This window comes from Paenarthrobacter sp. MSM-2-10-13 (assembly GCF_011605365.1).
GTDB lineage: Bacteria > Actinomycetota > Actinomycetes > Actinomycetales > Micrococcaceae > Arthrobacter.
This window is the reverse complement of sequence record NZ_JAAOXO010000001.1, coordinates 1,024,384-1,048,391: the sequence shown is the minus strand read 5'-3', so window position 1 is coordinate 1,048,391 and position 24,008 is coordinate 1,024,384. Positions and strand designations below refer to the sequence as shown.

General features: G+C 61.4%; 21 protein-coding genes. 17 read left to right on the top strand and 4 right to left on the bottom strand.

Features of this window, described 5'->3' with window-relative positions; translation table 11 throughout:
• Positions 1 to 83: 83 nt before the first annotated feature.
• From HAV21_RS04985 to HAV21_RS04910, 16 genes are all read left to right on the top strand, one after another.
• A complete protein-coding gene (locus HAV21_RS04985) occupies positions 84 to 1,148 on the top strand; it encodes a tRNA (adenine-N1)-methyltransferase (protein WP_142939163.1) in 1,065 nt (354 codons plus the stop codon).
• Positions 1,149 to 1,245: 97 nt separating this feature from the next.
• Positions 1,246 to 3,054 carry a proteasome ATPase gene (gene arc, locus HAV21_RS04980; RefSeq protein ID WP_347877605.1) on the top strand — a complete coding sequence of 603 codons (1,809 nt, stop codon included), beginning with the start codon at positions 1,246 to 1,248 and terminating at the stop codon, positions 3,052 to 3,054.
• A 50-nt stretch (positions 3,055 to 3,104) separates the two neighbouring features.
• Entirely contained in the window at positions 3,105 to 4,724 is a 1,620-nt protein-coding gene (gene dop, locus HAV21_RS04975) for a depupylase/deamidase Dop (RefSeq protein ID WP_166840929.1), read from the top strand.
• A gap of 119 nt (positions 4,725 to 4,843) precedes the next feature.
• A complete protein-coding gene (locus HAV21_RS04970; RefSeq protein ID WP_142939162.1) occupies positions 4,844 to 5,047 on the top strand; it encodes a ubiquitin-like protein Pup in 204 nt (67 codons plus the stop codon).
• Between the two features lie 79 nt (positions 5,048 to 5,126).
• The gene (gene prcB / locus HAV21_RS04965) at positions 5,127 to 5,936 is read left to right on the top strand and encodes a proteasome subunit beta (protein WP_142939161.1); all 810 of its coding nucleotides are present in this window, start codon (positions 5,127 to 5,129) and stop codon (positions 5,934 to 5,936) included.
• Position 5,937: 1 nt separating this feature from the next.
• Positions 5,938 to 6,645 (top strand): proteasome subunit alpha, encoded by a 708-nt coding sequence (gene prcA, locus HAV21_RS04960; RefSeq protein WP_142939160.1) that lies wholly within the window; start codon positions 5,938 to 5,940, stop codon positions 6,643 to 6,645.
• Between the two features lies 1 nt (position 6,646).
• A complete protein-coding gene (gene pafA / locus HAV21_RS04955) occupies positions 6,647 to 8,011 on the top strand; it encodes a Pup--protein ligase (protein ID WP_142939159.1) in 1,365 nt (454 codons plus the stop codon).
• Between the two features lie 129 nt (positions 8,012 to 8,140).
• Positions 8,141 to 9,073, top strand: a complete 933-nt coding sequence (locus HAV21_RS04950) for an FKBP-type peptidyl-prolyl cis-trans isomerase (RefSeq protein ID WP_347877604.1) — start codon at positions 8,141 to 8,143, stop codon at positions 9,071 to 9,073.
• A 70-nt stretch (positions 9,074 to 9,143) separates the two neighbouring features.
• The gene (locus HAV21_RS04945; RefSeq protein WP_017200957.1) at positions 9,144 to 9,539 is read left to right on the top strand and encodes an FKBP-type peptidyl-prolyl cis-trans isomerase; all 396 of its coding nucleotides are present in this window, start codon (positions 9,144 to 9,146) and stop codon (positions 9,537 to 9,539) included.
• A 97-nt stretch (positions 9,540 to 9,636) separates the two neighbouring features.
• Positions 9,637 to 11,655 carry a WYL domain-containing protein gene (locus tag HAV21_RS04940; RefSeq protein ID WP_347877603.1) on the top strand — a complete coding sequence of 673 codons (2,019 nt, stop codon included), beginning with the start codon at positions 9,637 to 9,639 and terminating at the stop codon, positions 11,653 to 11,655.
• A gap of 9 nt (positions 11,656 to 11,664) precedes the next feature.
• Complete coding sequence (locus HAV21_RS04935; RefSeq protein WP_166840692.1) at positions 11,665 to 12,015, top strand: hypothetical protein; 351 nt, start codon at positions 11,665 to 11,667, stop codon at positions 12,013 to 12,015.
• 36 nt (positions 12,016 to 12,051) lie between these two features.
• A complete protein-coding gene (gene tatA, locus HAV21_RS04930; protein ID WP_142939155.1) occupies positions 12,052 to 12,321 on the top strand; it encodes a Sec-independent protein translocase subunit TatA in 270 nt (89 codons plus the stop codon).
• 6 nt (positions 12,322 to 12,327) lie between these two features.
• Complete coding sequence (gene tatC, locus HAV21_RS04925) at positions 12,328 to 13,164, top strand: twin-arginine translocase subunit TatC (protein WP_142939154.1); 837 nt, start codon at positions 12,328 to 12,330, stop codon at positions 13,162 to 13,164.
• 24 nt (positions 13,165 to 13,188) lie between these two features.
• Positions 13,189 to 16,164, top strand: coding sequence for a DEAD/DEAH box helicase (locus HAV21_RS04920; protein ID WP_166840690.1), 2,976 nt, complete (start codon positions 13,189 to 13,191; stop codon positions 16,162 to 16,164).
• A gap of 47 nt (positions 16,165 to 16,211) precedes the next feature.
• A complete protein-coding gene (locus HAV21_RS04915) occupies positions 16,212 to 17,870 on the top strand; it encodes an amidohydrolase family protein (RefSeq protein WP_166840689.1) in 1,659 nt (552 codons plus the stop codon).
• A 149-nt stretch (positions 17,871 to 18,019) separates the two neighbouring features.
• Positions 18,020 to 18,763, top strand: a complete 744-nt coding sequence (locus HAV21_RS04910) for a polyprenol monophosphomannose synthase (protein ID WP_166840687.1) — start codon at positions 18,020 to 18,022, stop codon at positions 18,761 to 18,763.
• A 100-nt stretch (positions 18,764 to 18,863) separates the two neighbouring features.
• On the opposite strand, the gene HAV21_RS04905 is transcribed toward HAV21_RS04910, so the two are convergent.
• The 4 genes from HAV21_RS04905 to HAV21_RS04890 all read right to left on the bottom strand — a co-directional run bounded on the left by HAV21_RS04905 (position 18,864) and on the right by HAV21_RS04890 (position 21,922).
• A complete protein-coding gene (locus tag HAV21_RS04905) occupies positions 18,864 to 19,211 on the bottom strand; it encodes an RNA polymerase-binding protein RbpA (protein ID WP_011774875.1) in 348 nt (115 codons plus the stop codon).
• 256 nt (positions 19,212 to 19,467) lie between these two features.
• Positions 19,468 to 20,445: an SPFH domain-containing protein gene (locus HAV21_RS04900; protein WP_166840685.1), complete on the bottom strand. Its 978-nt coding sequence runs from the start codon at positions 20,443 to 20,445 to the stop codon at positions 19,468 to 19,470.
• Positions 20,446 to 20,537: 92 nt separating this feature from the next.
• Positions 20,538 to 20,999: an NfeD family protein gene (locus HAV21_RS04895; RefSeq protein ID WP_166840927.1), complete on the bottom strand. Its 462-nt coding sequence runs from the start codon at positions 20,997 to 20,999 to the stop codon at positions 20,538 to 20,540.
• Positions 21,000 to 21,079: 80 nt separating this feature from the next.
• Positions 21,080 to 21,922 carry a putative RNA methyltransferase gene (locus tag HAV21_RS04890; RefSeq protein WP_166840684.1) on the bottom strand — a complete coding sequence of 281 codons (843 nt, stop codon included), beginning with the start codon at positions 21,920 to 21,922 and terminating at the stop codon, positions 21,080 to 21,082.
• 68 nt (positions 21,923 to 21,990) lie between these two features.
• On the opposite strand from HAV21_RS04890, the gene HAV21_RS04885 reads away from it, so the two are divergent.
• Positions 21,991 to 24,006: a S9 family peptidase gene (locus HAV21_RS04885; protein WP_166840683.1), complete on the top strand. Its 2,016-nt coding sequence runs from the start codon at positions 21,991 to 21,993 to the stop codon at positions 24,004 to 24,006.
• Positions 24,007 to 24,008 lie beyond the last annotated feature (2 nt).

Genomic DNA, 24,008 nt, shown 5'->3' with positions numbered 1-24,008 from the left:
GCATAACAAGAGCCAATGATTTTTTGGCGCCCACCAGCCGGTCACACACCGCGGCCAAGCCGTACAGGAGCGAGGAACACCACATGAGCAGCGAAACCGCCGCCCCCGCAGCAAGCACAGGCACTGACCAGTCAGCCATCGGCTCGGCTGTACAGCCGACGGGCGCTGCACGACGCCGCGGGCCTTTCCGTGTGGGCGAGCGGGTCCAGCTCACGGACGAGCGTGGCCGGATGAACACCATCACACTGGAAGTAGGCGGCGCTTTCCACACCCACCGCGGTTTCCTGAACCACGATGAAATCATCGGGAAAGTTGATGGTTCCGTGGTCAGCAACAACGTCGGTCAGCAGTACCAGACGTTGCGTCCGCTGCTCTCTGATTTCGTGCTGTCCATGCCCCGGGGCGCTGCTGTGGTTTACCCCAAGGATGCCGCCCAGATTGTTACCATGGCGGACATCTTCCCCGGCGCGCGGGTTGTCGAAGCCGGTGTGGGTTCGGGCGCTCTGTCCATTTCCTTGTTGCGCGCAGTCGGGGACGGGGGCTACCTGCATTCCTTCGAGCGCCGCGAGGAATTCGCGGACATCGCCCGGGGAAACGTAGAAACCATCTTTGGCGGCCCCCATCCCGCATGGCAGATCTCCTTGGGCGATTTCCAGGAAGAGGTCATCAAAGCCGAAGCTCCGGGCTCCGTGGACAGGGTTGTCCTGGACATGCTCGCCCCATGGGAGTGCTTGGACGCGGTAGCCACTGTCCTGGCTCCGGGCGGGGTTTGGATCAACTATGTCGCCACCGTCACCCAGCTGTCCCGCACCGCCGAAGCAATCCGCGCGGACGGCCGCTTCACCGAACCGGATGCCTGGGAATCGATGGTTCGTGGTTGGCACCTCGAGGGCCTCGCGGTCCGTCCTGATCACCGCATGGTCGCCCACACCGGATTCCTGCTGGTCACACGCCGTCTTGCTGACGGTGTCACCGGAATTACCGTGAAGCGCCGTCCATCCAAGACCGAGTTCAGCGAAGAGGACCTCAACGCGTGGACCCCTGCAGCGGTGGGGGAGCGCTCCGTGTCTGACAAGAAACTTCGGCGCGCAGCACGTGACGCAATCGCAGGGACCAATGTTCAGGATGACCCTCCAGTCACAACCTGACAAAGGTCACAATAGGGTTCGCATTCCGAATGTCACCCGGCGCCCTGAGCTTTTCGGGACTAAGGTCTTGTTAAGCGCAGGAAGGGGCTGATGAATCGTGGATACGTCAAACAACGACCTTGGACGGCCGACGCCGGACGATGCAAACGGCGAAGCGGAGACTACGGCAGGCCGGAGGTTCAGCGCCGTTCAACCGCCGGAGACCTCGGGTGAACTGACGGTTGCCGAACGGCAAATCAATATCCTTCGGGACAAGCTTCGCCACATCGACCGCCAGTTGGCAGCCGCGACCCAGAACAACAGCAAGCTCGTCAGCATGCTGGAAACAGCCAAAGCTGAGATTCTTCGCTTGAAGGGCGCTCTGGAGCAGGAGGGTCAACCTCCTTACAGCTTTGGGACCGTGGTGCAGATCAACCCGCGGAAGCAGCCCGCCCCTGGCAGTTCAGGGCAGGCAGCTACCGAAGAGTCCGTGGACATCTTCAATGCCGGGCGCAAGATGCGTGTAGGTGTCAGCCCGCTCGTGAACCTCAACCAGCTTGCGGTGGGGCAGGAAGTCCTGCTTAACGAAGCGCTGCTGGTGGTGGCAGGCCTCGGCTACGAACGCGCCGGCGAATTGGTCACGCTCAAGGAAATGCTTGGCAAGGACCGTGCGCTGGTGGTTGGCCGCGCCGATGAAGAGCGGGTGGTCCGATTGTCCGGGGCGCTCCAAGGCCTTCACCTGAAGGTGGGCGACGCCTTGTCACTGGATTCACGGACGGGCTACGCGTTGGAGAAGGTACCGCGCGCCGAGGTGGAGAACCTCGTCCTTGAAGAAGTTCCGGACATCACCTACCAGGATATCGGTGGCCTTGGCCCGCAGATCGAGCAGATCCGGGACGCCGTGGAGTTGCCGTTCCTCCATCCGGACCTCTACCGCGAGCATGGGCTCAAAGCGCCTAAGGGCATTTTGCTCTACGGCCCTCCAGGATGCGGCAAAACCCTGATCGCCAAGGCAGTAGCGAATTCCCTTGCCGCCAGGGCAGCAGAGCGTGCCGGCAATACCGATCTCAAGAGCTACTTCCTCAACATCAAAGGTCCAGAACTCCTGGACAAGTACGTGGGTGAGACTGAGCGCCACATCCGCTTGATCTTCTCCCGTGCCCGCGAGAAGGCTTCAGATGGCAGCCCCGTGGTGGTCTTTTTCGACGAGATGGACTCGCTGTTCCGCACCCGCGGCACCGGCGTTTCTTCGGACGTTGAGACCACCATCGTGCCTCAGCTGCTCAGTGAAATCGACGGCGTGGAGCGTTTGGACAACGTCATCGTCATTGGTGCCTCCAACCGTGAGGACATGATTGATCCTGCCATCCTGCGTCCAGGTCGCCTCGACGTGAAGGTCAAGATCCAACGGCCCGACGCCGAAGCTGCAGCCGACATCTTCGCAAAGTACATCACCACTGACCTGCCCTTCCACCCCCAGGATTTGGCCGAGTACGGCGGCGATGTGCAGGCCACGGTGGATGCCATGGTCCAGCGCACAGTGGAGGCCATGTACTCCACTGAGAAGTCCAATGAGTACCTTGAGGTGACGTACGCCAACGGAGATACGGAGATGCTGTACTTCAAGGACTTCAACTCCGGCGCGGTGGTGCAAAACGTGGTGGACCGTGCCAAGAAATACGCCATCAAGGACTTGCTGACCTCACAGCAGAAGGGTCTTCGGATCGATCACTTGCTCCGCGCCGTGGTGGATGAATTCCGTGAGCATGAGGACATGCCCAACACCACCAACCCGGATGACTGGGCAAGGATTTCCGGTAAGAAGGGCGAAAGGATCACCTACATTAGGACCATCGTCCAGGGCAAGGCAGGCCAGGAGCCTGGCAAGTCCATCGAAACCACTGCCAACACGGGTCAGTACCTGTGACAGCAAGGCCCGAAGGTTCACCCGCAGAGAAGCTTCCCGCAGGCGGCGCCATGCGCGTCATGGGCTCGGAAACTGAATATGGGATCCATGCGCCGTCAGCTCCGGGGGCCAACGCCACCATGATGTCCGCCCGGATCATTCAGGCCTACGCCACCGTGACCCGGCAACGGGCGGCTGGCGGGGCTGAGACCCGGTGGGACTACTCGGATGAGGAACCGCTGCACGACGCCCGCGGTTGGACCGTGAACAGGGCAGCGGCGGATCCCAGCCAACTGACGGATCAACCGCCAGTGCTCGACGCCGAAGCGGTCGCCTTGGCTTATGGCCGCCAGGAGCTGGAGCTGGACGGCGCAGACGAGTCCGGTTCACTGTTGATGAACATGGTCCTCGGCAATGGTGCACGCCTTTACGTGGACCACGCGCATCCTGAATACTCCAGTCCGGAGGTCACCAACCCACGCGACGCCGTGGCATGGGACGCCGCCGGGGATCTGGTGGCCCTGGCCACGGTACGGAAGGTAGCTGCCGACGCCTCGCTCCCGGCGATCAACCTGTACAAGAACAACACTGACAACAAGTCCGTGTCCTATGGCTCGCATGAGAACTACCTCATGCCACGCTCGGTGCCCTTCGGGGACATCATCCGCGGGCTCACGCCTTTCTTCGTCTCCCGCCAGGTCATCTGTGGCGCGGGCCGGGTGGGGCTGGGGCAGGATAGCTCCACGCCCGGTTACCAGATCAGCCAGCGGGCAGACTTCTTCGAAGCAGAAGTGGGACTGGAGACAACCATCCGCCGGCCCATCATCAATACCAGGGACGAGCCCCACGCGACAGCGGACAAGTACCGTCGCCTCCATGTGATCATTGGGGACGCAAACCTCAGCCAGGCCTCCAACTTTTTGAAGTTTGGCACCACGGCCATGGTTCTTAGCCTCATTGAAGCGGGGCAGGCTCCCAGGATCGAGGTTCACGAACCCGTCCAGGCGCTCCAAGCCGTCAGCCACGACACCACGCTGGCCGCAACCGTCAGGCTCCTCGACGGAAGGCGGGTAACAGCCCTCGATCTGCAGTGGATGTATTTCGAGGCAGCTTCCAAGCTGGCCCAAGAGACAGGGGTGGCGGATTCCGTCACCGGAGATGGCCACACGCACCAGGTCCTGTCCCAGTGGGAGTCCACGCTGACAACGCTGGGGATTGATCCTGATGCCGCTGCCTCTACAGTCGAGTGGGTGGCCAAGAAGTCACTACTCGAGGGCTACCGAAACCGCGACGGGTTGGCATGGGACGACGCCAGGCTCGGCTTGGTGGATCTTCAATGGTCTGATATCCGGCCTGAGAAGGGCCTCTACTACAGGCTGCTCTCCAGGAACCGGATGATGCGCGTCGTGGACGAAGGCGACATCACCCGGGCGGTGACCGAACCGCCGTCGGACACCCGCGCTTATTTCCGCGGGCGGTGCGTCTCCAGATTCGGAAAAGATGTTGTAGGCGCCAGTTGGGACTCGGTGATTTTTGATGTTCCGGGGCTGGGGAAACTGCAGCGGGTGCCTACCCGGGAGCCTTTGAGGGGAACCCGGGCTTTGACCGGCGCCCTCTTTGACCGTCACCCGGATGCTGCTTCTTTCCTGGCCGAATTGTTGGGTCAGACGCCGCCACCGGCCAGGAGCTGATGGATGCCCGCCACAGGATTATTCGCCGTTGGTTAAAGCCGTCCGCAGCATCGGTCGGCGTGGCACTATGGCAGTAGGAAGTCTCCGTCAACAGGGGACTGACAGTAGGGAGAAAGAAAATGGCAGCACAGGAGCAGCAACAACCGCAGTCGCGGGAAACCGAGACCGAAGTGGACGCACCCGAAGCGCCCCCGGCAGCACCGGAGGCACAGGCCTCGGACGCGACGCAAGGAGTGGATGACCTTCTCGACGAAATTGACGGCGTTTTGGAATCCAACGCCGAAGAGTTCGTCAGGGCGTTTGTCCAAAAGGGCGGACAGTAGGCGGACCCGCCAGAGGATGTACTGCCCGGTCGGCGTAAGGCCGCCGGGCATCGGAATGCAGAGTCGAAGGAGTGCAGCAATGCAGGACCCATCAACCGGCCCCCTGGCCACCCAGGCAACGTCTTCTTTCACGGAGCATCTTCAACGCTCGCGTCCCGAACTCCTTCCCTTTAATCAATCGTTACCCGCCGGCATGGTGCCGTCGTCCCCGCACGCCACCACCATCGTTGCCTTGACGTACGCAGGTGGAGTGCTGATGGCGGGGGACCGGCGCGCGACCATGGGCAACATCATCGCCAGCCGCCACATCGAGAAAGTGTTTCCGGCGGACGAGTATTCAGTCCTCGGCATAGCTGGTACGGCCGGCCTGGCAATTGACATCACGCGGCTCTTCCAGGTTGAGCTGGAGCATTACGAAAAGATCGAGGGCACGCTCCTCAGCCTGGTCGGCAAGGCTAACCGCCTGGGCGCCATGATCCGCGGAAACCTGCCCATGGCGATGCAGGGGATGGCAGTCGTTCCCTTGTTTGCAGGCTTCGACCACAGCTCCGGTGTGGGCCGTTTGTTCTCCTACGACGTCACAGGCGGCCGGTACGAAGAACAGGAGCATCACTCCGTCGGTTCCGGTTCCGTGTTCGCCCGCGGCGCGCTCAAGAAGCTCTGGAAGCCTAATTTGTCTGCGGAAAACGCCGTAGCAGTAGCTGTTGAGGCACTCTATGACGCCGCAGATGACGACTCCGCCACTGGCGGGCCCGACCCCGTTCGCCAATTGTGGCCGGTGGTTTATACCGTCGATCGATCCGGCAACCGGCGGGTCCCTGACCGGGATCTGGCCGCGGTTGCCGGCGCAATTGTTGAATCGCGGGCTGCCGCCGGACGGGAGGCCTGATATGACACAGCAGTTCTACGTCTCTCCCGAGCAGTTAATGAAGGACCGTGCGGACTTCGCGCGGAAGGGCATAGCGCGTGGGCGATCTGTTGTGGTCATCAGCTGCTCCGATGGCATCGCGCTGATCGCCGAAAACCCTTCACCTTCGCTTCACAAGATCGGTGAAATCTACGACAAAATCGCCTTCGCTGCGGTGGGCAAGTACAACGAATTTGAAAGCCTCAGGCAAGCAGGAGTCCGCTATGCAGACGTCCGCGGCTACTCCTACGACCGTGAGGACGTGACTGCCCGCGGCCTGGCAAGTGTCTACGCTCAGAGCCTCGGAGCGGTGTTTACCGCCGAGCAAAAACCGTTTGAGGTGGAATTGGCGGTGGCCGAGGTTGGTCTCACCCGGGAGGAGGACCACCTCTACCGTTTGACCTTCGATGGATCAATCGCCGATGAAAACGGGTTCGTGGTGATGGGCGGGCTCGCTGACCAGATTTCCGACGTCGTCAGCGGGGAGTGGGAGCCGGAACTCACCTTGGCGGGGGCCATGCGACTGGCTCTGCGTGCCCTGGCCACCAACAAGGAAATCGACGAGCTGCCCGCCACCGCCGTCGAAGCTGCCGTGCTGTACCGCGCTTCCGAAAGCAATCGCGGATCACGCAGGGCGTTCAGGCGGCTGTTGCCGGAAGACATGACCCGGTTGCTCACAGAGGAGAGCTGAGATGGATAAGCGGATATTTGGCATCGAAACGGAGTTCGGAATTTCCTATTCCAGCCCTGATTCCCGCCCTTTGGCCCCCGAGGAAGTTGCACGGTACCTCTTTCGCAAGGTGGTCAGTTGGGGCAGGTCCTCCAACGTTTTCCTTACCAACGGTTCACGGCTTTACCTTGATGTGGGGTCGCACCCGGAGTATGCCACCGCAGAGTGTGACGACCTCGCACAGCTGATCGCCCATGACAGGGCCGGTGAACTGATCCTTGATGACCTCGTGGATGAGGCTCAGGCAAGGCTCGCCGCGGAGGGTTTCAACGGAACTGTGTACCTCTTCAAGAACAACACCGATTCTGCGGGCAATTCCTACGGCAGCCATGAGAACTACCTCATACCGCGGCGCGGGGAGTTCTCCCGCCTTGCCGAAATATTGATTCCCTTCCTGGTGACACGTCAATTGATAGCCGGTGCCGGCAAGGTACTAAAGACACCCCACGGTGCCACGTTCGCTTTCTCCCAGCGCGCCGACCACATCTGGGAAGGCGTGTCCTCCGCCACCACCAGGTCCAGGCCCATTATCAACACCCGCGATGAGCCTCACGCAGATGCCGAGTTTTACCGTCGCCTGCATGTGATTGTGGGGGACTCCAATATGTCCGAAACCTCGGCTTTGCTGAAGGTCGGAACGGTGGACCTCATCCTTCGCATGATCGAGGCGGGCGTCATCATGCGCGACATGCGCATGGAGAATCCCATCCGCAGCATCCGCGAAATCTCCCACGACCTCAGCGGCCGGGCCTTGGTCCGCTTGGCCAACGGCCGGCAGCTGACTGCGTTGGATATCCAGCGCGAGTACCTCAATAAGGTCACCGAGTTCGTAGCCGCCAATGGTGCCCACAACGCCCACGTTCCACTCATCCTGGACTTGTGGGAGCGAACCTTGAACGCCATTGAAAGCGGCGATACCAGCACCATTGATACCGAAGTGGACTGGGCCATCAAAAAGAAGCTCATGGACGGTTACATGCGGCGGCACGACCTCAGCCTCGACTCACCGCGCATTGCCCAGCTGGACCTCACCTACCATGACATCTCACGGCAACGCGGCATCTTTTTCCTGCTGCAGGCCCGTGGTGCAGCACGCAGGCTGGTCACCGAAACCGATGTCAAAGATGCCGTGGACGCTCCACCACAGACAACGCGCGCGAAACTGCGGGGAGATTTTGTGCGACGAGCACAGGAGCTGGGCCGCGACTACACGGTGGACTGGGTGCACCTGAAACTGAACGATCGCGCACACCAAACCATCTTGTGCAAAGATCCGTTCCGGAACGTTGATGAGCGGGTGGATGCCCTCCTGGATTCCATGGGCTAAAGGGCTTTGTAAGCTGACTCCCAGCTTCACGGGCTACTCTGGATAGTGGTCTCTTACCGAGATACACCCTGCTTGGATGCGCTATGCGCCTTTCCGAGTGTCCCTTTGCCCCGACGAAAGTGTCTTTTTGTGCGCCGACTCCTAGCAATTCTCCTGCCCGCCCTGTTGCTCGTGACCGCGTGCGGAGGTGGAGACACCCCGGCTACTGAGCCCACCAGCAAGTCAGTAGGTGACGTCTCCAAGCTCGACTCCCTAAAGATCACGGACAACGGCAATGACAAAGCGCCCGGCATTGAATTCTCCAAGCCTCTGGCCGTGACTGGACCCACCGTCAAGGTGGTCAAAGAAGGTGACGGCGAGCCGGTCAAGATGGGTCAAATCGCTGAACTGGTGTTCATCGCGGTCGATGGTACCGATGGCAAGACACTTGAGGACGGTTACGCCAAGGGGCCCCAGGCGATCGAACTTTCCGAACAGATGAAAAGCGGCAATGAACTCATCTTTGACGCCATCATCGGCGCCAAAGTGGGCAGTCATGTAGCCATCGCTGCTCCGGGCAACTCCTCTGCTTCGGCGCCTGCCTCCTCCCAGCTGGTGGTCTTCAAGATTGCCTCAGCCAAGAACGCGCCTGGTCTTCTCAGCAAGGAGGAGACCGATCAGCTGGACAAGGACGGCAAACTTCCCAAGGTGACCTTCGATGACAAGGGCGCACCCTCGGTGGAAATTCCCAAGACTGATGCCCCGGCAGGCCTTTCTGTTAAGGTCCTCTCCGAGGGTACGGGTGAGGAACTGAAAGACACTGACACGATCGATGCCAACTACACTGGCTGGCGCTGGGAAGACAGCACCAAGTTTGACTCCAGCTATGATCGGGGCGAGGCCGCTACGTTCGGCTTGAACCAGGTCATCAAGGGCTGGACGCTTGGACTTACAGGCCAGAAGGTCGGCTCCAAGGTTCTCCTGACGATTCCCACTGATCTTGCGTACGGTGCAAGCGCTGCTGCCCAGGGCAAGCCTGCGGGCCCGCTGGTGTTCGTCGTTGAGATCACCGCTAAGAAGTAAAACCCCGCGCGGGTTCTGGCTAAGCTGGTTCCTGAAATCTCTCTCCGCCCCCATAACCTAAGGAGCAACCATGTCATTTGGTCAGCGCGACTTTGACCGCACCAAGCCCGAAATCGACTTCCCGGAAGGCGACGTCCCCACAGACCTCGTCATCACTGACCTGATCGAGGGCACTGGTCCCGAAGCCAAGGCAGGGGACACCGTGTCCACTCACTACGTGGGCGTTGCCTGGTCCACGGGAGAAGAATTTGACGCTTCCTGGGGCCGCGGCGCTCCTCTGGACTTCCGCGTGGGCGTCGGCCAGGTCATTCAGGGCTGGGACCAGGGCCTGCTCGGCATGAAGGTCGGCGGCCGCCGTCGCTTGGAGATCCCCTCGGAACTTGCCTACGGCTCACGTGGCGCCGGTGGAGCCATCAAGCCCAACGAGGCCTTGATTTTCGTCGTCGACCTCGTGGCTGTCCGCTAGGACTTATCGGTTTTTCGCAGGGCGCGTTACCTTCCGGTTTTGCCGGGCGGTGACGCGCCTTGCTGCTTTCCGGCTGGTTTTTAGTAACGTAGCAAGGGTGTCCGCATCCCGCACTGAACGCCTCCTGAACCTTCTCCTTGCTTTGCTCAACACCAAAGTTGGCCTTCCACGTGCCGTGCTGCGTGAAAAGGTGTACCACGATTCAGCTGAGAATGACGTCGCCTTTGGACGGATGTTCGAGCGCGACAAAGTGGATCTCAAACAGTTTGGCTTCGAGATCGAGACTTTGATGGATCCGCGAAACTTCGGCGCGGACGACCCCGCCTCTGCGCGTTACCGCATCGGCAAGGACTCCAACCGGCTACCTGATGTGAACCTGACGCCTGCGGAGAGCACCGTGCTCTTGCTTGCTGCACAGCTGTGGGAACGGGCCGCGCTGGGAACGGCAGCGGCCAACGCCGTCCGCAAGCTGCAGGCCGCAGGAGGCTTCACGGACGTGGATCTCCCTGCTGGAGTTCAGCCACGGATCAAACCCGCTGGACAAGCCTTCGACGACGTCGTTGCGGCCATGCACGGCAAGCACCCGGTCCGCTTCGGCTACCTTGCGGTCAGCACGGGGCTGGAGGAAGTCCGGGAAGTGGAGCCTTGGGGCTTGGGCAGCCGCTTCGGCCAGTGGTACCTCGTGGGCCTGGACCGGGGGAGGGGAGCCAAGAGGCTCTTCAGGCTCTCGCGGATGACCACCGCAGTTAGCGTGGTCGCCACCAGCACCTTCCACCCCCCGGAAGGCTTCGACGCCCGGGCTGAGCTGGACGAACTCAACGAGCTCCCTATCCGGCAAGCCACCTTGGATGTCGAAAAGAACAGGTTGCTTGCCCTGCGCAAGAGGTCTGCTCCCGCCGAAGGGTCCCCGGAGCACAGTGACCGTGACCGCATAGTGGTGGATTTTAGGGATCCGGAGCAACTGGCAGTAGAGCTGGCATCCTATGGCCCCCACCTCAAGGTGGAGGGACCCGCCGAACTGCGCTCCGCCGTCGTCCGCCGCCTCCAAGCTGCTGCAGACTTTGATGATGCTCCGCCAGTGCCTGTTGAATTTCCTGAAGCGGGCCGTACGCCCCGGGCACGGAAGCGCACGTCCGAAGATCAACTTGCCCGCATGCTGCAACTGGTGCCGTTCCTGGTCCACCATCAGGGCCTGCATATCCAACAGGTCGCTGATCACTTTGGCATCAGCCGCAAGGCGTTGATCGATGACCTGAAGATCCTGATCTGCTCCGGCCTGCCCGAGGGGTATCCGGACGATCTTCTGGACATCCAATGGGAAAACGATCACGTGTACATTTCCGAACACCTGGATCTGAATCGTCCCGTGCGTTTCAGTGAAGACGAAGCCGCAGCGTTGCTGACCGGACTGGCCATGCTGGGAGACCTGCCTGCCTTGGCAGGCATGCCCCAGGACGAGTCAGCCAGTGCGCTGGAGTCAGTCACCATCAAGCTGACAGGTGCTGCGGGGCAGGCAGCGAGACTGGCCGGCTCCGTATCCGGCCAATCCGTGGCGCCAGAGCAATCACAAGCCTTTGCCGCGATAACCCAGGCAATCAGGGAAGGCAGGCAGCTGCGGCTCAGCTACTTCTCGCTGCAACGCGACGAAGTGACCGAGCGCGACGTCGACCCCCTGAGGCTCTACTCCCTGGACAATACCTGGTACTTCGAGGCCTACTGCCACAGCAAGGCCGGCATCAGAAACTTCCGGTTGGACAGGGTGGAAGCCCTGGAGGCCAATGGCCGGGCTGTCTCCGTGGCTGCAACTGCCGGGCAGGACTTCCCGGCCCGGTTGTTCACGCCCGGTGACGACGACGTCCTGGTGACCCTCCAACTGACCCGTCAAGGTGCCGGCCTTGCCGATGACTACTACGCCGAAAGAACCGCACAACTGCCCGACGGCGGTCTGCTCGCCGAGGTCAGGTTTGGCGACGCAGGGTGGCTGCCCATGTTTGTATCCCAGCATGGCGGCGCGGTCCGGATTCTCGAACCGCTGTCCGTGCGGGAGGAAACCCGGAAGTGGATCGACGCCGCCCTGGCTCAGTACGACTCACCGTCGGGCACCAAGGCTGGCTAGACTACTCAAATGCCTTGGTGGTTCTGGATCCTGTTGTGGATCGCGCTTATAGCCCTTTCGTTGCTCCTTCACCTGACACTGGGTTACCGCTTGTACAGAAAATTCATGTCAACTGTTCACGAGTTGGGTGCCGCGGGTAAACGTTTCAGCAATCTTTCCCCTGTCCCGGAAACCTCCGACGTTGAAGCAACGGAACCGCGTCCTGAACCGGGGTCCGCAATTTTTGCCTCCCCGGAGCAGATGCGTCATGATTACCAGACGGCCAAAGCCTTCCGTCAGGAAGTTCGTCGTCAACGGCGCGTCAAGCGCAAAGCCGAGCGGGGTCAGCCGCAGTCCCTGCACGACATTGAATTCAGATAGACGTAGGATGTATCCAAAAGGAAAGGACCTCCCCATATGAGGCTCGAAGGCTGGCATCTCATCATCATCATCGTTCTTGCCCTGGTGCTCTTTGCAGCGCCGAAGCTGCCGTCCATGGCGCGCAGCATCGGGCAGTCGATGCGTATTTTCAAGTCTGAAGTCCGGGAGATGAAGAAGGATGGTTCCCCGGAGGCAAAGGACTCCCAGGACGCTTCCGACGCCGTCGAAGGCAAGGTTGTAGGCCACCCGGACGTCAAGGCCAAGAACAACGGCGAAACTGACGTACCGCCCTCCAACCGCGTCTAAAGAGAAGTGGTAGAAACGAAGGGGCGCAAAGCCAACCCCGAAGCCCGGATGGCGCTCCTGGATCACCTCAAGGAGCTGCGCAACCGGCTCTTCAAGGCTGCAATCGGCGTCATCGTGGGGACCGTGGTGGGCTTCATCGTCTACCAGCCCCTCCTGGAAGCATTGATCAAGCCGATCAAGGACCTCAACGAAAAAGAGGGACGGGCTGCCACACTGAACTTTGATGGCGTGGCCAGTTCCTTCGACCTCATGGTCCAGGTCTCGGTCTTCCTCGGCGTCATCCTTTCCAGCCCTGTCTGGATCTACCAGCTGTGGGCCTTCATTGTCCCCGGACTCCACAAGAAGGAGCGGCGTCTTGCGCTGTCCTTCGTGGCAGCTGCGGTACCGCTGTTCATCGGTGGTGTGCTGCTTGCGTGGCTTGTGCTCCCCAACGCCGTGCGGGTGCTGACCGATTTCACCCCGGTGGGCGGTTCAAACTTCATCAGCGCTGAAATTTATTTGGCCTTTGTCCTCCGGCTCCTGCTGGCCTTTGGTATCGCCTTCCTTATACCCGTGGTCCTGGTGGGGTTGAACCTTGCTGGAATCATCAAGGGCAAGCAACTCATCAAGAGTTGGCGAATCACTATTTTCCTGGTGTGCCTGTTCGCTGCGATGGCCGCTCCGGGGGCCGACGCTATGAGCATGTTCTATCTCGCTGCCCCCATGCTGATCCTGTTCTTCGCGGCAATCGGTATTTGCGTGCTGAATGACAGGCGCCGTGAGCGCAGGGCCATCAAGCGCGCCGCTGAGACTGAAGCCACGGCAGACATCGCAACCCCGGCCTCGGATCTGGAGAATCTCTAGACCTTGGCCCACTAGGCTTGATGCATGTCCTCCATTTCCGGGTCTTCATCTCCATCAGACCGTTACCAGGCGGCAGCCCAGCGGGCGGCTGAGTCAAAAACTTACCTTGGAGCGTTCGCCCGCTCCCTGGACTTCGAACTGGACGACTTCCAACGCGAAGCGTGCAGGTCGCTTCAGGAGGGCCGCGGCGTCCTTGTAGCAGCTCCCACCGGCGCCGGAAAGACGATCGTTGGCGAGTTTGCGATCTATTTGGCGTTGGAACGGGGACTCAAAGCCTTTTACACCACTCCCATCAAGGCATTGAGCAACCAGAAGTACTCGGAACTGGCCGCGAAATACGGTGCGGCAAACGTTGGTCTGCTGACGGGCGACACCACCATCAATGGCGAAGCTCCTGTGGTGGTTATGACCACCGAAGTCCTTCGGAACATGCTCTACGCCGATTCTGAAACTTTGGGAGACCTGGGCTATGTGGTGATGGACGAAGTCCACTACCTGGCCGACCGTTTCCGCGGCGCAGTGTGGGAAGAGGTCATCATCCATTTGCCCAGCGAAGTGCAGGTTGCCTCGCTGAGTGCCACAGTGTCCAACGCCGAAGAGTTCGGCGCGTGGTTGGACACTGTGCGGGGCGATACAGACGTGATCGTTTCCGAGCACCGCCCTGTGCCCCTCTGGCAGCACGTCATGGTGGGGCGGGAGATAGTGGATCTCTTTGCCGGTGACACCTCTTTTGACGAAATCGCGCCCCAAGCCCCGGGAGCACAGGAAACGGAGGTGCCTGACCTCTCCGATGCAGAAGAGGTCATGGCCGAGCCCACCACCACGGATCGCCGGCGCGTCTCATCCAAGCGCTCGTCAGCCGTCACGGCTCGTCAGGCAGTTACCGGCCCCGAATTCGAGGTCAACCCGGACCTGCTGGCCATGGCCCGTTCGGAAAGCCGGATGAGCATGAATGGCCGGTTTGGACACGGCGGCAGAAGCCGCCGTCGTCAGGACCGCTATCGCGACGAGCGGCAACAGTCAGAGCAGCGTAGTCCAGTCCGCAAGGCAAGCCGTCCCCAGGTGATCGAGAGCCTCAGGCGCCAGGACCTCTTGCCTGCCATCACGTTTATTTTCTCCAGGGCAGGTTGTGACGCAGCCGTAGCGCAGTGTGCAGCATCAGGCCTCTGGCTGACCACCGAGCAGGAACAACAGATCATCGCCCAGCGGGTGGACGAGGCCAGCCACGAGATTCCGGCTGACGACCTCGATGTCCTCGGGTTCTGGGGTTGGCGGGACGGGCTCATCAGGGGCCTCGCTGCCCACCACGCGGGCATGCTTCCAACCTTCAAGGAAGTGGTGGAGAAGCTCTTTGCCGACGGCCTGGTCAAGGCTGTGTTCGCCACCGAAACGTTGGCTCTTGGTGTCAACATGCCAGCGCGCTGCGTGGTGCTTGAAAAGCTGGAAAAGTTCAACGGGGAATCTCACGTCAACATCACGGCGGGGGAGTACACCCAACTCACCGGGCGTGCCGGACGTCGCGGCATCGACGTCGAAGGCCATGCCGTGGTGCTTTGGCAGCCGGGTACAGACCCCGCCGCAGTGGCCGGACTGGCCTCCCGACGCACCTATCCGTTGAACTCCAGTTTCCGTCCTACGTACAACATGAGCATCAACCTGATTGCCCAGTTCGGACGGGTCCGGGCACGTGAGATCCTCGAATCCTCTTTTGCCCAGTTCCAAGCTGACCGATCCGTTGTTGGACTTGCCCGGCAGGTGCGTGGGCGTGAAGAGTCGCTGGCAGGCTACGCCAAATCCATGCAGTGCCACTTGGGCGACTTCACAGAATACGGCAAGCTCCGGCGCGAACTCAGCGATGCTGAGAATTTCGCCGCCCGCGACCACCAACGCGCCCGGAAGTCCCATGTTGCTGATTCCCTCACGCGATTAATTCCCGGCGATGTGATCAGCATTTACAGCGGCCGGCTCGCGGGACACGCTGTGGTGCTGGAGGTGGACCGGAATGCGCGTGAACCGCGGCCCTCGGTGCTCACCTCCGACAACCAGCTGCGACGCATCGGCGTCCACGACCTCGATGGCCCGGTGTCTCCGGTGACGCGTATCCGCATCCCGAAGTCCTTCAACGCCAAGGTTCCCAAGGCGCGCCGGGACCTCGCTTCATCCATGCGGCACGCCATCAGCGAAGACGCTCCCCACAGCCGGCGTAACAGCAGGCACGAAGACTTTGGTCTCGGAGCCCGCCTGCCGGATCAGGAAAAGAAGATCGCGGATCTTCGGCGGGCGCTGAGGGCCCATCCTTGCCATGGCTGCAGCGAACGCGAAGACCACGCACGGTGGTCGGAGCGTTGGTGGAAGCTGCGCCGGGAGACCGACGGGCTGGTCCGCCAAATCCAAAGCAGGACCAACACTATTGCCAAGACGTTCGACCGTGTGTGCGATGTTCTTTCGGTTTACGGTTACCTGGAAACGAACGACGCCGGACACGTCACCATAAGTGCCGACGGACAGAGGCTTCGCCGGATCTACGGCGAGAAGGACCTGCTCATTTCCCAGACAGTTCGTCGCGGCGCCATCGACGACCTCGACGCTGCTGAACTGGCCGCTCTGGCGAGCACCTTGGTGTACCAGGCCAAACGGGAAGACCGCGGGCTGCGGCCCAAGATGCCTTCTGTGTCACTGGAATCGGCCGTCGACATCGTTATCCGCGAGTGGTCCCAACTCGAAGATACTGAGGAACGCAACAGGCTGCCTTTGACCGGCGAACCGGAACTTGGACTGGTGTGGCCCATGTACAAGTGGGCCAGAGGCCGCCACCTTCAGGACGTGCTGAGCGGCACCGACCTCGCAGCCGGAGACTTTGTACGGTGGGCCAAGCAAGTGGTGGACCTCCTTGACCAGCTGGCCAAGATCCCGCAGCTGGACCCACGTGTGGCACGCATATGCCGGGAATCAATTGATGTGGTCCGCCGCGGTGTGGTGGCCTACTCCACGGTGGCTTAGCCCACCTTCCCCGAAAGACAGCTTTCCATGTTCAAGGAGCAGAACGCATGAACCAGCCAGGCGCGCCAACCGGCCCGGACCGCAACACCACGGGCCGCAAGGTCACTATGTACAGAAATGGTTCGATCTATACTGCGGCAGATCCCTTTGCCACAGCCATGGTGGTGGACGGCGATACCGTTGCCTGGGTGGGCTCCGAGCAGGCCGCGACGTCCATTGCCGACTCGTCCATGGAGATCATCGACCTCCGGGGCGCCCTCCTTGCTCCGGGCTTTGTCGACTCCCATGCACACCTGACGGAGACGGGCCTTGCCCTGTCGGGACTCCAGCTGGACGCGGTCCGCTCATCGAGGGAATTGCTCGACGCCGTTGCCTCCGCCGGCGGCACTGGTCCGGTGCTGGGCCATGGTTGGGATGAAACGACGTGGAACGATCCCAGCCTCCCAACGTTGGAAGAGATCGAAAGAGCGGCCGGCGGACGGCACGTCTACCTCTCACGCATCGACGTCCATTCAGCCCTCGTTTCGGCCTCGCTTGCTGCGGCAGCTGGGCTTACCACCTTGGACGGCTTTTCCGGGGAAGCCCGCGTGGTCCGGGCAGCACATACGGCCGCCCGCCTCACTGCCAGGAATTTCAAGGAGCCGGACCGGCGAAGCTACCAGGAATCGGCGCTGCAGGAAGCAGCTTCCCACGGCTACGTTGCCATGGCCGAGATGTCCGCACCTCACATTTGCGGGCCTGAGGACCTGAGAATGGCCACGTCCTGGAACGAGCTCGCGAACATGCCGGAGGTTCTCCCTTACTGGGGCGAGCTTGCCGCCTCACAGGAGCAAGCGCAGGCCATTCTGGATAGCTTGGGCACCAAGGTGCTGGGCCTCGCTGGTGACCTCAACATGGACGGCTCAATCGGATCCCGCACGGCGGCCCTCGCAGAGGATTACTCCGATGCCGGCGGTCAACGCGGGAGTTTGTACCTTTCAGTGGACGAGGCCGCCAACCACCTTGTAGCCACGTCGCTGCTGGGGATCCAAGCCGGCTTCCACGTCATAGGTGATGCCGGTCTGGGCGCTGTGCTGGACGCCTTTGACGCCGCAGCGGCCGAGGTGGGGGAGCAGCGTATCCGGGCAGCCGGCCACAGACTCGAACACGTGGAAATGGCCGACCAGTCCGCCATCGATCGTTTGGCCAAGTACTCCGTGTCGGTCAGTGTTCAGCCTGTTTTCGACGCCTTATGGGGTGCTGCAGGTGGTCTCTACGAGCAGCGTTTGGGTGCCCGCAGCCAGAAGATGAATCCGTTTGCTTCCTTTTACGCGAGCGGCGTCCCCATAGCCTTCGGAAGCGATAGCCCGGTAACCCCCCTCCGCCCGTGGGCGAGCGTTCGAGCCTGCTTGGAGCACAGCAACCCGGAACAGAGAATTTCGGCTCGTGCCGCTTTCCTGGGGCACACGCGGGCGGGGTGGCGGGCTACCAAGCACCGGAACCCCCTCATGGGGCAGCTGGTACCAGGCGCTCCGGCGAGTTTCGCCGTGTGGGAAGTGGATGAACTGATGGTCCAGGTGGCTGATAGCCGGGTGCAGTCATGGAGCACGGATCCCCGCGCTCGGACGCCGCTCTTGCCGGCCCTGGACACCGGCAGCGACCCCCGTTGCCTACAAACCGTCCGGGAGGGACACGAATTGTTCGCCCACGAGTCACTGCGGGTCTGATGTCCGCGGCGACGAAAGCGTGGCCTGTGTCTGTCATCACAGCCGCCAAATGCGTCCCCGCCGTCGTCCTATAATGGAGAGTTGCGCCAGATTGCAAGCCGCCAGGCTGCTCGGGCGCACTGACCGCTCCATCAAGGAAAGGCCTCTTCTTGCGTGTCTTGACGATCATTCCCACCTACAACGAGCTGGAATCGCTCCCCGTGACATTGGGACGGTTGCGCGCAGCAGTGCCGCACTCCGATGTCCTGGTGGTCGACGACAACAGTCCTGACGGCACGGGAAAGCTTGCCGACGACTTCGCAGCAAAGGACAGCCAGGTGCATGTCCTTCACCGCAAAGGGAAGGAAGGCCTTGGAGCTGCCTACATCGCAGGCTTCAAGTGGGGACTGGCCGCAGGCTATGACGTCCTGGTGGAAATGGATGCCGACGGTTCGCACAAGCCGGAGCAGTTGCCTCTTCTGCTCAAGGCCGTGGAGGACGGGGCAGATCTTGCCATGGGCTCCCGGTGGGTTCCAGGTGGCAGCGTAGTTAACTGGCCGCTCTACCGCCAGGCAATCTCCCGCATCGGCAGCACCTACGCCCGCATTATGCTGGGCGTCAAGATCAAGGACGTCACCGGGGGCTACCGAGCCTTCCGACGCAGCACGCTGGAAGCGTTGAACCTGGACGAGGTGGAGTCCGTTGGCTATGGCTTCCAGGTGGATCTTGCATGGCGCGTGGCCAAGCTTGGGCTCCGCATCGAAGAGCGCCCCATCACGTTTGTCGAGCGAGAGCTCGGTGCATCGAAGATGAGCGGCAACATCGTGGTTGAGGCAATGATCAACGTCACCAAATGGGGACTCGCAGCCCGGTGGGCAAAGCTCACCCGCAAGTCATCGGCAGAAGCTAAGTAACCCCAACACGCAACTCCACACTTTCAGAACACAGAAAGGCCGGGTCCGGCTCCCGTGAGGGATTCCGGACCCGGCCTTTCTGTTGACAGTCTGTGACCGTCTAGGCGGAGCGGCGCTCTCCGCGGCGCTCACGCAGGATGTTCAGACGATCCTCAAGGATCTGTTCGAGCTCGGGAAGGCTGCGGCGTTCCAGAAGCATGTCCCAGTGGGTGCGGACAGCTTTCTCGTTGGCATCCACAGGACGCTCGCCATCAACCAGCAGCGCTTCTTTGCCGGTCTTGGATACCCAAACGGGGGGAATTTCGGCTTCGGAGGAGAAGGTTACGAAGACCTGCTCGCCATCCTCGCAACGGTACTCGACCCGCTGGCGCGGTGCCGGTTCAACGCCGGATTCTGTTTCCATGCTTTGGGCGCCAAGACGCATACCCCGCAGGCTGCGATCGCTCATGATTACTCCCTCTGTCTGTTCGCGGAGCAGGAACCCCGCGCTAGCCGTAAGCCGTTTTCACGTCCCTTACGGACTACTTCTGCACACCTTGCATCACTAATTGCAACGCCTGGCCAAGCTTTTATGTTCCATCCACGCTGAACCAGCCGGACAAATATCCCATTATACGCGGATCTTCGCCCACTACTCAAAAGAAGGAACAAACAGCGAGCGGCCAGCCTGGATGGCTGACCGCTCGGAGGCGTTGCGCTTTGCGTTATTCAGCAGGCCGTGGCTGCTGGGGTGTTCCCGCAGGCTCGGACGCCCTGGCCTCTTCAGCACCGCCGAAGAGCCCGACGGGGGAGTCCCCGTTGTTGCCTCCGAGTGCACCGCCGATGCCCTTGAGTGCCTCGCCGACTTCACTGGGAATGATCCAGAGCTTGTTCGAGCTTCCCTCAGCGATCTTGGGAAGCGTCTGCAAGTACTGGTACGCAAGGAGCTTCTGGTCCGGGTTGCCCTTATGAATGGCATCGAAGACCTTCTGAATGGCCTGGGCTTCACCGTCAGCCCTCAGGATGGCCGCCTTCGCGTCACCTTCAGCCGCGAGGATGGCAGCTTGCCGCTGGCCTTCGGCGGTAAGGATCTGCGACTGCTTGGTGCCTTCGGCGGTCAGGATGGCTGCACGACGATCACGCTCAGCGCGCATCTGCTTTTCCATCGAGTCCTGGATGGAGTGGGGCGGATCAATCGCCTTCAACTCCACACGGGACACGCGAATGCCCCAGCGACCCGTTGCTTCGTCCAGGACACCACGCAGTTGACCATTGATCTGATCGCGGGATGTGAGTGCTTCTTCAAGGTTGAGCCCGCCCACCACATTACGAAGTGTGGTGGTGGTCAGCTGTTCCACAGCCTGGATGTAGTTGGCGATCTCGTAGGTTGCGGCCCGGGGATCGGTAACTTGGAAGTAGACAACGGTGTCGATCGAGACCACCAAGTTGTCCTCGGTGATGACCGGCTGAGGCGGGAAAGACACTACTTGCTCGCGGAGGTCGAGCAACGGCAGGAGCCGGTCGACGAACGGGATCAGGATGGTCAGTCCCGGGTTGAGTGTCCGCTGATACTTGCCGAGGCGTTCAACGACGCCGGCACGTGCCTGCGGGATGATCCTCACCGAACGGACCAACACGATGATGACAAAAATGACGAGAACAATCAGCACAATTGCTGCTGCTGTTCCTCCTAAGCCGTCCATACATCTCCTTCATTCCCCAATTGCGTGGTTTGATGCGGCTGAACGCGGGCAGGCTGCCCGCATCGGCAACCGCTGAAATTCAAAGGCGCGCTTTAGCGCGGGCTGTTCTCGGGGGGCGAGGCTACTACCGCCGTCGCACCGTCAATCCGTGTGACCTGGACTGTTGCACCGGCATCAAGAACGCCGGCCGTGCTGCGGGCGCTCCACACGTCGCCGCCGATCTTGACCAGTCCGCTGGTTCCACTCACGGCTTCGATGACGAGGGCGGACTGACCGATGAGTCGGTCGATATTGCTGCGCTGTTCCGCAGGCCCCTTATGCAGGTGCTTCATGGCAACAGGCCGGACAAAGACAATCATCAGGAGGGAGACCACGGAGAAAATCACGATCTGAAGCCAGAAATCGGCTCCCGCGAAGTCGGCGATCAGCCCGGCCAGGGCTCCGCCGCCCAGCATGATGAAAAAGAGGTCGAGGGTAAGCATCTCCACCACTGCGAACGCGAGGAAGACTGTGAGCCAGAGAGCCCACCAATTCTCGCCGAGCCATTCGAACATCATTTCCCCCTTGGTCCCGGATCCCGCGGGCGGGATCACAGTCGCTGTTCCTCCATCCTAGCCCGACGTTCCGTCCCACGTCAGGACACGGCGAATTCGCTGATCCGGAACTTCGCAGTGGTGGCCACTGAACCTTCCACAGCGGCCAACTCCGCCAACTCTTCGCGCTGCACGTGGTGTCCGGCCGGACCCATGTAGGCGAGGTCGGCCACCTCCGGGCCGCTCAGTGTCAGGGGAAGGTCGAGGTTTTGGCTGGTGCCGGAGTCGAAATATTCCCGCATGGAGTCCACCAGCCGCTCCTCTTTGCCATCCTCAATGCTGAGCATGCCTGCCCGGGCTGCGATCTCGGCAAGGTGGCCGGGCCGGGGCGTCACAACGATCAACGAGCCGCCCGGCCGAAGCACCCGGGCAAACTCGGCGGGGTTTCGCGGTGCGAAAACTACCGTGACAACGTCCGCGGTGTTGTCCATCATGGGCAGCGGACGCCAGATGTCCCATACCAGGTTGGCTGCTTCCGGATTGAGCCGGGCGGCACGCCTCAGCGCGAATTTGGAGATGTCCACACCGATTCCTGATGCCCCGGACCGTTCAAGGACCGCCCGCAGGTAGTGGCCTGTGCCAGTACCTGCGTCGAGAACCACGGCCCCCGGGCGCTGAAGTGATCCGGCGGCCGCTGCTGCAACAGCCTGCGCGAGGCCGGAGTAGTGCCCTGCGTCCAGAAACCTGTACCGCGCGGCAACCATGTCTGCCGAGTCCGCTTCGAAGACCGTGCCTTTGCCCGTCAGCAGGTTGAAGTAGCCCTGTTTTGCGGCGTCGAACTGGTGCCCGGCCTCACAGGCGAGCGTTTGCTGTTGGCCCTGTCTGAGTTGGAGCACCCCTTGGCAAACAGGACAACGGAGGGCAGCAACGGCATCGGACAACATGGCTCCAATCCTACGGCGGCCGGAGTGTCTAGGGCCTGGGGCCGAAGTGCCGGGCTAGGCTCACCATCGTGAAACCCGAGCAACTGCATCTGCTGAACTCCGTATCCGCCCCGGCAATCCACCCCGATGGCACCAAGGCGGTGGTTTCCGTCACGCGGCCGGATTTTGATGCTGACAGTTATGTGGGTCAGTTGTGGAGCATTCCCTTGGACACCACCAAGTATTCGCGACGCATCACACGAGGATTCAGGGACAGTTCCCCGGCGTTCTCCCCGGACGGCCTTGTTCTTGCCTTCCTGAGGTGCGATCCGGACGGTAAGCCGCAACTCTTTGTCGTGGAAGCCGCAGGTGGCGAGCCGCAGCAGATCACCGAGCAGCACGCGGGCGTAGGTGGGTTCGTGTGGGCACCTGATTCCCACCGCATTGTGTTCCAATCCCGGGTGCCGGAACAAGGACGCTACGGAACTATGGATGGGGTCACCTCCGGCGGAGAAGACGCCCGATTGATCACCGCCAACCAGTACCGGATGAACGGCATCGGCTACACCGCTGACCAGCGCCAGCAGTTGTTTGTGGTCGAAGTGCCGGAACTGGGCGGCGAGCCGGCAGTCGCTGCGAGGGGTAGGGCTGCGCACGAACAGCCCGCACATGGGATGACAGGACTTCCCTCTGCACGGCAGGTCACTTTTGGTGACTCAGACCATGAGTCACCATGCTTTTCAGCCGACGGCACCCGCCTTTACTTCGTCGCCGCCCTCCATGAAGGACACGACGACGATCTTGTCACCTCCGTCTATCGGGTGGACGCCGACGGCGGCCAGCCAACCGCCGTCGAACCTTCCAACAAGAGCCTGCAGACCGTCACGGCTGTGCGCCCCTCCACGGATGGCCAGTGGCTCTTTTACACCGCGCAGGACCTGGGTGACACCGGCAAGGACTTCGTGGCCCGGAACGCGGTTCTGTATGCCATGCCCATTGCTGGGGGAGAAGCGGTGGCGCTGACCGACGTCGAGCATTTGGATGTGTCGGGACCGCTGGAGCCCAGCGGTCCCGACAGCGTTCTGGTTCTGAATACAGCGCTGGGAAGCGTCGAGCTGCTCGATGTCACCGCAATCGGCGGGATCACACCCCTGGTTCATGGCGCCAAGGTGGTTACCGGGGCCACAGTGGCTGCAAACGGCGAAATGGCCGTGAGTTTCTCGGACGCTTCCACGGTGGGGGACGTCGCCTCCCTGGAACGCGGCGAGATCCGCCTCCTCACGGACTTCTCCGCCCCCATGCGCAACAACTCCCGGGTGGTGGAGCCCTTGGATTTCGATGCCGAATCCGCCGATGGGCACCCTGTGCACGGTTGGGTGGTGTTCCCTGACGGACCTGGTCCCCACCCCGTCCTCCTCTCCATCCACGGCGGCCCTTTCGCCCAATACACCGGTGCTTTCTTTGACGAAGCCCAGGTCTATGCTGCTGCCGGTTACGCCGTTGTGATGTGCAATCCACGTGGTTCATCCGGCTACGGACAAGCCCACGGCCGCGCCGTCAAGGAGCGCATGGGGACTGTGGACATGCAGGACGTGCTGGCATTCCTGGACTCAGCGTTGGCCTCGTTTGACTCCTTGGATAAGGAACGCGTGGGAATCATGGGGGGCTCCTACGGCGGCTATCTCACCGCCTGGACCATCGCGCACGACCACCGGTTCAAAGGCGCGATCGTGGAGCGCGGTTTCCTGGACCCCGTCAGCTTTGCAGGTTCAGCTGACATCGGCTGGTTCTTCGGGACCGAATACACCGGAGGAACAGCGGAACAAATGGAGGCTCAAAGTCCCATGGCCGTAGTCTCAAGTGTCGATACACCCACCCTGGTCATTCACAGCGAGAACGATCTTCGGTGCCCCATCGAACAGGGCCAGCGGTACTACTCGCATCTGAAGGCGAAGGGAGTGGACGCCTCCTTGCTGATCTTCCCCGGCGAGGATCACGAGTTGTCACGGTCCGGCACCCCCCATCACCGAAGGCAACGCTTCGAGCACATCCTCCGCTGGTGGGCACGGTACCTCCCCACCGAGGTCAATAACCTGGATGACTAGCC

What these genes read in the sequence shown, in the direction of transcription:
- HAV21_RS04985 (WP_142939163.1), top strand. Translation starts at nt 84, where the DNA reads ATGAGCAGCGAAACCGCCGCCCCCGCAGCAAGCACAGGCACTGACCAG.
- dop (WP_166840929.1), top strand. Translation starts at nt 3,105, where the DNA reads ATGCGCGTCATGGGCTCGGAAACTGAATATGGGATCCATGCGCCGTCA.
- HAV21_RS04970 (WP_142939162.1), top strand. Translation starts at nt 4,844, where the DNA reads ATGGCAGCACAGGAGCAGCAACAACCGCAGTCGCGGGAAACCGAGACC.
- prcB (WP_142939161.1), top strand. Translation starts at nt 5,127, where the DNA reads ATGCAGGACCCATCAACCGGCCCCCTGGCCACCCAGGCAACGTCTTCT.
- prcA (WP_142939160.1), top strand. Translation starts at nt 5,938, where the DNA reads ATGACACAGCAGTTCTACGTCTCTCCCGAGCAGTTAATGAAGGACCGT.
- pafA (WP_142939159.1), top strand. Translation starts at nt 6,647, where the DNA reads ATGGATAAGCGGATATTTGGCATCGAAACGGAGTTCGGAATTTCCTAT.
- HAV21_RS04945 (WP_017200957.1), top strand. Translation starts at nt 9,144, where the DNA reads ATGTCATTTGGTCAGCGCGACTTTGACCGCACCAAGCCCGAAATCGAC.
- HAV21_RS04935 (WP_166840692.1), top strand. Translation starts at nt 11,665, where the DNA reads ATGCCTTGGTGGTTCTGGATCCTGTTGTGGATCGCGCTTATAGCCCTT.
- tatA (WP_142939155.1), top strand. Translation starts at nt 12,052, where the DNA reads ATGAGGCTCGAAGGCTGGCATCTCATCATCATCATCGTTCTTGCCCTG.
- HAV21_RS04920 (WP_166840690.1), top strand. Translation starts at nt 13,189, where the DNA reads ATGTCCTCCATTTCCGGGTCTTCATCTCCATCAGACCGTTACCAGGCG.
- HAV21_RS04915 (WP_166840689.1), top strand. Translation starts at nt 16,212, where the DNA reads ATGAACCAGCCAGGCGCGCCAACCGGCCCGGACCGCAACACCACGGGC.
- HAV21_RS04905 (WP_011774875.1), bottom strand. Translation starts at nt 19,211, where the DNA reads ATGAGCGATCGCAGCCTGCGGGGTATGCGTCTTGGCGCCCAAAGCATG.
- HAV21_RS04900 (WP_166840685.1), bottom strand. Translation starts at nt 20,445, where the DNA reads ATGGACGGCTTAGGAGGAACAGCAGCAGCAATTGTGCTGATTGTTCTC.
- HAV21_RS04895 (WP_166840927.1), bottom strand. Translation starts at nt 20,999, where the DNA reads ATGTTCGAATGGCTCGGCGAGAATTGGTGGGCTCTCTGGCTCACAGTC.
- HAV21_RS04890 (WP_166840684.1), bottom strand. Translation starts at nt 21,922, where the DNA reads ATGTTGTCCGATGCCGTTGCTGCCCTCCGTTGTCCTGTTTGCCAAGGG.